We start from the raw sequence: 5,553 nt of genomic DNA, 5'->3' as shown, positions 1-5,553 counted from the left end.
GCGCGGCGGCGGCGCCGGCATAGCCCTCGCGGTCGGTGCGCAGCAGCATGGCGCGCAGGCCAAGCCCGTCCGGCGCCTCCGGCCGCGCCACCCAGCGCGGCATCACCGTGTCGGCCAGGGCGATGGTGCCGTGCTGGCGCACCGCCTCGATGCGCGCCTGCCAGGTGGCGGCGTCGGGGAATTCCAGCGCGGTGCAGACCAGCAGCAGCGAGGCGACGCGCTCCGGCGCCAGCGCCGCCATCTCCAGCGCGACGCGGCCGCCGATCGACAGCCCGGCGACATGCGCGCGGGCGATGCCGAGCGCGTCCAGCAGCGCCACCGCGTCGCGCGCCAGCCGCGCCATGCCGTGGTCGCCCGGCGTCACGCCGGACAGGCCATGGCCGCGCAGATCGGCGCGGATCACCCGGTAGCGGCGGGTCAGCGCCGCCATCTGCGGGTCCCACACATGCAGGCTGGTGCCGATGGAGTGCAGCAGCAGCAGCGGCGGCGCCTCCTCCGGCCCCTCCACCACGCAATGCACCAGGAGGTCGTCGAGCGGCAGGAACATGGGCGGCGCCTCGTTCACGGATGTCGTCGGGGTGCGCGGACCCTCGCCGCCGGCCGCGTGGCGGTCAATCCCCCAAAGGCCATGCTTCAGCTCAGCCAGCGCACCAGGCCGAGCGACAGGGCGGGAAAGGCCAGGCAGAGCAGCAGCCGCAGCACATCCATCGCCAGATAGGGCAGCACGCCGCGATAGATGCGCGCCATCGGCACGTCGCGCGCCAGCGCCGCGATGACGAAGACATTCAGCCCGATCGGCGGCGCCGTCAGCCCGATGCCCACCACCACCAGCACCAGGATGCCGAACCAGATCGCCGTCTCCTCCGGCGACAGCCCGAAATCGAGGGCGGTGACGACGGGGAAGAAGACCGGCAGGGTCAGCAGGATCATCGCCAGCTCGTCCATCACCGCGCCGAGCACGACGTAGCTGAGCAGCAGCAGCGCCAGCACGCCATAGGCGGGCAGGTTCTGCTCCGAGATCCACATGGCCAGCAGGTCGGGCGCCTGGGTGAGCGCCAGGAAGGCGTTGAACACCTCGGCGCCGAGCAGGATGGCGAAGATCATCGCGGTCGTCTCGGCGGTGCCGCGCAGCGCGTCGAGCAGCTGCGCGCCCGACAGGCTGCGCCGCGCCAGCGCCACGGCGAGGGTGGCGACAACGCCGATGGCCGCGCTTTCGGTGGGCGTGAAGACGCCGCCATAGATGCCGCCCACCACGACCAGCGCGATCAGCAGCACGGGGAGGACGTTGCGCAGCGCCGCGCGCTTCTCGGCCGGCGAGAGCGGCGGGGCGGGCGGCATGGCGGCGGGGTTGCGGCGCGCCTGGATCACCGCCGCCAGCATGTAGAAGCCGGTGGCCAGCAGCCCCGGCACCAAAGCCGCCATGAACAGCTTGGCGATGTTCTGCTCGGTGCTGATGGCATAGACCACGAGGATGACGCTGGGCGGGATCAGGATGCCGAGCGTGCCGCCCACCGCGATGGTGCCGGTGGCCAGGCCGAGATCGTAATTGTAGCGGCGCAGCTCCGGCAGGGCGGCGCGGCCGAAGGTGGCGGTGGTGGCGACCGAGGAGCCGCAGACCGCGCCGAAGGCCGCGCAGGCGCCGATCACGCCGATGGCGAGCCCGCCGCGCCGCTGCCCGACCAGCGCCTGGGCGGCGGTGAACAGGTCGCGCGCCAGCCCGCCGCGCTCGGCGATGGCGCCCATCAGGATGAAGAGCGGGATCACCGACAGGGTGTAGCTGGCGAACAGGTGGTAGGGGGTGGCCTTGAGGTAGTTGGCCAGCACCTCCCAGCCGACGATGTGCTGGTAGCCCAGCGCGCCGACCAGCAGCATGGCCAGCCCCACGGGCGCGCGCAGCACGATCAGCAGCAGCATGGCGCCGAAGCCGAGCCCGGCCTGGAGGAATTCCTCGCTCATGCGCGGCGTCCCGCCGCCAGGCGCCAGGCCCAGGCGAGCGCCGCCAGGGCGGTGGCGGCGAAGGCGAGCGCGCCGAGCCCGATCGCCCACCAGAGCGGGGTGGAGAGCACCATGCTGCGGGTGTCGCTGCCCAGCGCGTCCAGCGCGCCGAGCGCCATGCGCCAGGCCAGCAGCAGCGCGGCCACGCCCCAGACCAGGTTCCAGAACCCGTCCATCGCGTCGCGCACCCGCTGCGGCAGCCAACCCGTGAAGCTGTCGACCAGGATGTTGGAGCGGCGCAGCGTGCCATAGGCCAGGCAGCCGAAGACGGCGAGGCCGGAGCCCATCTGCACCAGCTCGAAATCGCCGGGGATGGGCTGGCCGGCCAGCCAGCGGCGCAGCACGCTGGCGGTGGTCAGCAGGGCGGTGGCCAGCAGCAGGGCGCTGCCGGCCAGCATCAGCGCCTCGGCGAGGCGCGCCACGGGGCCGCGCGGCGGCGGGGTCTCGGCACTCATGCCTGGATCATCCTGAGGGAAGGGGCGCGCGGCGGGGCGGGGCGCCGGCCTGGCGCCCCGGTGCCGGTCAGGCGGCGTACTGGCGGAACAGCGCCTGCGCGTCGGCCAGCAGCGCGGCGGCATCGGCGCCGCGCTCCTTCATCTGCGACAGCCACGCCTCGGTGACGGGGCGGCAGGCCTCGCGCCAGCGCTCCACTTCGGCCGCCTCCAGCTCGATCAGCGTGTTGCCGCGGCGGCGGGCCATGTCGGAGACGGTGACGGCCTGCTCGTCCAGCATGGCGCCGACCATGGCGGCGGCGGCCTGGCCGGATTGCGCGTCCAGCACGGCGCGGAGATCCGCCGGCAGGGACTGGTACTTCGCCTTGTTCATCGCCAGCACGTTGGTCGCGACATAGAAGGTCGGGCTGCCCGGGAAGGCGGTGTGGTTGCGCACCAGCTCCTGCAGCTTGATCGAGGGCACCACTTCCCACGGCACCACGGCGCCGTCCAGCACGCCCTGGCTCAGCGCCTCGGGCACCTGCGGCACCGGCATGCCGACGGGTGCTGCGCCGAGCGCGCGCAGCCCCTCGCCGGCCTGGCGGGTCGGGAAGCGCAGCTTCAGCCCGCGCATGTCCTCGAGCCGGCGCACCGGGTTGCGGGAATGGATCAGCCCGCCATCATGCGCCCAGAAGAGCAGCGGCTGCACCTCGCCGAATTCCTGCGCCAGGTGCTTCTCGGCGAAGGCCTGGGTGGCGCGGGCGTTGGACAGGCCGCTGCGGTTGGCGATGAAGGGCAGCTCCAGCACCTCGATGCGCGGGAAGCGGCCGGCGGTGTAGCCGGGCAGGGTCCAGACGATGTCGGCCACCCCGTCGCGCGCCTGGTCGTAGAGCTGCGGCGGCGCGCCGCCGAGCTGCATGGCCGGGAAGATGCGGATCTTCAGCCGGCCCTGCGAGGCCTCCTCCACCTTGCGGGTCCAGGGCAGCAGGAAGTTGCGGTGGACGTTGGAGACGGCGGGCAGGAAGTGATGCAGCCGCAGCGTCACCTCATCGGCGCGCGCGGCGCGCGGGGCGAGCAGGGCCGGGGCGGCGAGGCCGGCGGCGAGCGCCGGGGCCAGCCCGAGCAGATGGCGACGTTGCACCATGGACGCGTTCCCCTGGGTTCTTGGCGGCCGCTTGGTCGGCCGATTGGATGGGGGTCAAACTAAACGAGGATGCCCCCCGATTCCAACGACAATCACGCCGCCGGCATCGCGGCCGGCGGCGGGGCGCTCAGCCGGTCAGGCTGGCGACGTTCTGGTCGGCCTGGCCGCGCATGGCCCAGCCCGTCGTGCGCTCCTCGATGGCGACGGCGACGCCATACATGGCCACGCCCATGATGGCGGTGACCATCAGCCCGGCGAAGACCAGCGGCACGTCGAAGCGGCTGGAGGCCAGCATCATCAGCTGGCCGATTCCCTTGTTGGCGGCCACCGTCTCGGCCAGGATCGAGCCCACGAAGGCGACCGTGATGGCGATCTTCAGCGAGGCGAAGAAATAGGGCATCGCCCGCGGCAGCCCGACCTTCCGGATGATGTCGGTCTGCCGGGCGCCCAGCGCCCGCAGCACGTCGCGCAGCTCGGGCTCCACGGTCGCGATGCCGGTCGCGACATTCACCACGATGGGGAAGAAGCTGATCAGGAAGGCGGTGATGATGGCCGGCACGGTGCCGATGCCGAACCAGATCACCAGCACCGGCACCACGGCCACCTTGGGCACCGAGTTGAAGCCGATCAGCAGCGGGTAGAGCCCGTGATAGAGCAGCGCCGAGGAGCCGATCAGCACGCCGAGCGCGAGCCCGAAGACGATGGCCAGCGCGAAGCCGGCGAGCGTCGTCATCAGCGTCTGCCAGGCATTGTCCAGCAGCGGGTGCCACCATTGCACCATGCTGGCGGCGATGGCGGAGGGGGCGGGCAGGATGAAGGGATCGACCTTCAGCGCCACCACCGCCACCTCCCACAGCAGGAAGGCGGCCAGGATCACCAGCCAGGGCAGCAGCTTCTGCAGCCGGCGGCGGCGGCGGGCGGCGGCGGCCATGGCCTGCACCCGCCGGGCATTGGCGGCGCCGCGCGCGGCGCGGTCGGCGGGATCATGCGGCATCGTCGGTCTCCTGGCCGGCGCCATCGCCCTGGCGGGCGGCGTTGATGCGGTCGCGCAGCTCATGCACCAGGGCCTGGAACTCGGCGCTGTAGGTGTCGTCCAGCCGGCGCGGCCGGGCGAAGGGCACGCGCCGCTCGCCGATGATGCGCCCGGGGCGGGAGGACATCACCAGCACCCGGTCGGCGAGATACACCGCCTCCTTCAGATCGTGGGTGACCAGGATGACGGTGGGCTTCAGCGTCAGGCAGACCTCCTGCAACTGGGCCCAGAGATCCTCGCGGGTGAAGACGTCGAGCGCGCCGAAGGGCTCGTCCAGCATCAGCAGCTGCGGGTCGTGGATCAGGGCGCGGCAGAGGCTGGCGCGCTGCTGCATGCCGCCCGAGAGCTGGTGCGGGTATTTCTGCTCGAAGCCGGCGAGCCCCACCATGGCCAGCAGGCGGCGCGCCTTCTCGACATACTCGGCGCGGTGGGCGCGCAGGCGGCGGCGGTGCGGCTCCACCACCTCGAGCGGCAGCATGACGTTGTCGAGCACGTTGCGCCAGGGCAGCAAAGTCGGGTTCTGGAAGGCCATGCCGACCACGGAGAGCGGGCGGTCCACCTCCTGGCCGGCGACGATGACGCTGCCGGCGCTGGAGGGCCAGAGGCCGCTGACCAGCTTCATCAGGGTCGACTTGCCGCAGCCCGAGGGGCCGACCACCGCGACGAATTCGCCGCGGGCGATGTCGAGCGTGGTGTCGCGCAGGGCCAGCGTGCCCTCCACCCCGCCATAGCGCATGGAGACCGCGTCGATCTCCACGAAAGGCCTCTCACTCGCCGCCATGCTCACCCGCCCTGCCGCTGCTGCCCGAAGCCGGCGCCAATGCCAGCCCTGGGCGGGGAAAAGCAAGCCTCGCGCCAGGGGTGGGGGCAGGAAACCGCGCCCCCCGGGGCCGGCCATGCCCCTTGCGGCGGCAGGGCGCCCGCGCCGCGGGCAGCGCGCCGCCTGGCCG

Annotated in this window: 6 protein-coding genes; all 6 read right to left on the bottom strand. The window is 72.6% G+C overall.

The features are described from left to right. Positions 1-547 (bottom strand): alpha/beta fold hydrolase (locus tag HMPREF0731_RS04350; protein WP_007002813.1); only part of this gene is annotated, 547 nt, incomplete at its 3' end. Positions 548-633: 86 nt separating this feature from the next. Beyond that, positions 634-1,956, bottom strand: coding sequence for a TRAP transporter large permease (locus HMPREF0731_RS04345; protein WP_007002812.1), 1,323 nt, complete (start codon positions 1,954-1,956; stop codon positions 634-636). Then, entirely contained in the window at positions 1,953-2,450 is a 498-nt protein-coding gene (locus HMPREF0731_RS04340) for a TRAP transporter small permease (RefSeq protein ID WP_007002811.1), read from the bottom strand. Before HMPREF0731_RS04340 ends, HMPREF0731_RS04345 begins: the two co-directional genes overlap by 4 nt. 67 nt (positions 2,451-2,517) lie before the next feature. Further along, positions 2,518-3,570, bottom strand: a complete 1,053-nt coding sequence (locus tag HMPREF0731_RS04335) for a TRAP transporter substrate-binding protein (RefSeq protein ID WP_007002810.1) — start codon at positions 3,568-3,570, stop codon at positions 2,518-2,520. Between the two features lie 127 nt (positions 3,571-3,697). Further along, the gene (locus tag HMPREF0731_RS04330) at positions 3,698-4,564 is read right to left on the bottom strand and encodes an ABC transporter permease (RefSeq protein ID WP_157135917.1); all 867 of its coding nucleotides are present in this window, start codon (positions 4,562-4,564) and stop codon (positions 3,698-3,700) included. Next, positions 4,554-5,360 carry an ABC transporter ATP-binding protein gene (locus HMPREF0731_RS04325; protein ID WP_281015340.1) on the bottom strand — a complete coding sequence of 269 codons (807 nt, stop codon included), beginning with the start codon at positions 5,358-5,360 and terminating at the stop codon, positions 4,554-4,556. The genes HMPREF0731_RS04330 and HMPREF0731_RS04325 overlap by 11 nt, the downstream gene beginning before the upstream one ends. Positions 5,361-5,553: the final 193 nt, after the last annotated feature.

Origin of the sequence: Pseudoroseomonas cervicalis ATCC 49957 (genome assembly GCF_000164635.1) — a bacterium.
In the GTDB taxonomy this organism is placed as follows: domain Bacteria; phylum Pseudomonadota; class Alphaproteobacteria; order Acetobacterales; family Acetobacteraceae; genus Pseudoroseomonas; species Pseudoroseomonas cervicalis.
The sequence above is the reverse complement of the archived record's forward strand: the minus strand, read 5'-3'. Positions and strand labels throughout refer to the sequence as shown.

Bases quoted from the DNA above. Each gene is read 5' to 3' on its own strand.
- HMPREF0731_RS04330 (WP_157135917.1), bottom strand. From the start codon at position 4,564: ATGCCGCATGATCCCGCCGACCGCGCCGCGCGCGGCGCCGCCAATGCC.
- HMPREF0731_RS04335 (WP_007002810.1), bottom strand. From the start codon at position 3,570: ATGGTGCAACGTCGCCATCTGCTCGGGCTGGCCCCGGCGCTCGCCGCC.
- HMPREF0731_RS04340 (WP_007002811.1), bottom strand. From the start codon at position 2,450: ATGAGTGCCGAGACCCCGCCGCCGCGCGGCCCCGTGGCGCGCCTCGCC.
- HMPREF0731_RS04345 (WP_007002812.1), bottom strand. From the start codon at position 1,956: ATGAGCGAGGAATTCCTCCAGGCCGGGCTCGGCTTCGGCGCCATGCTG.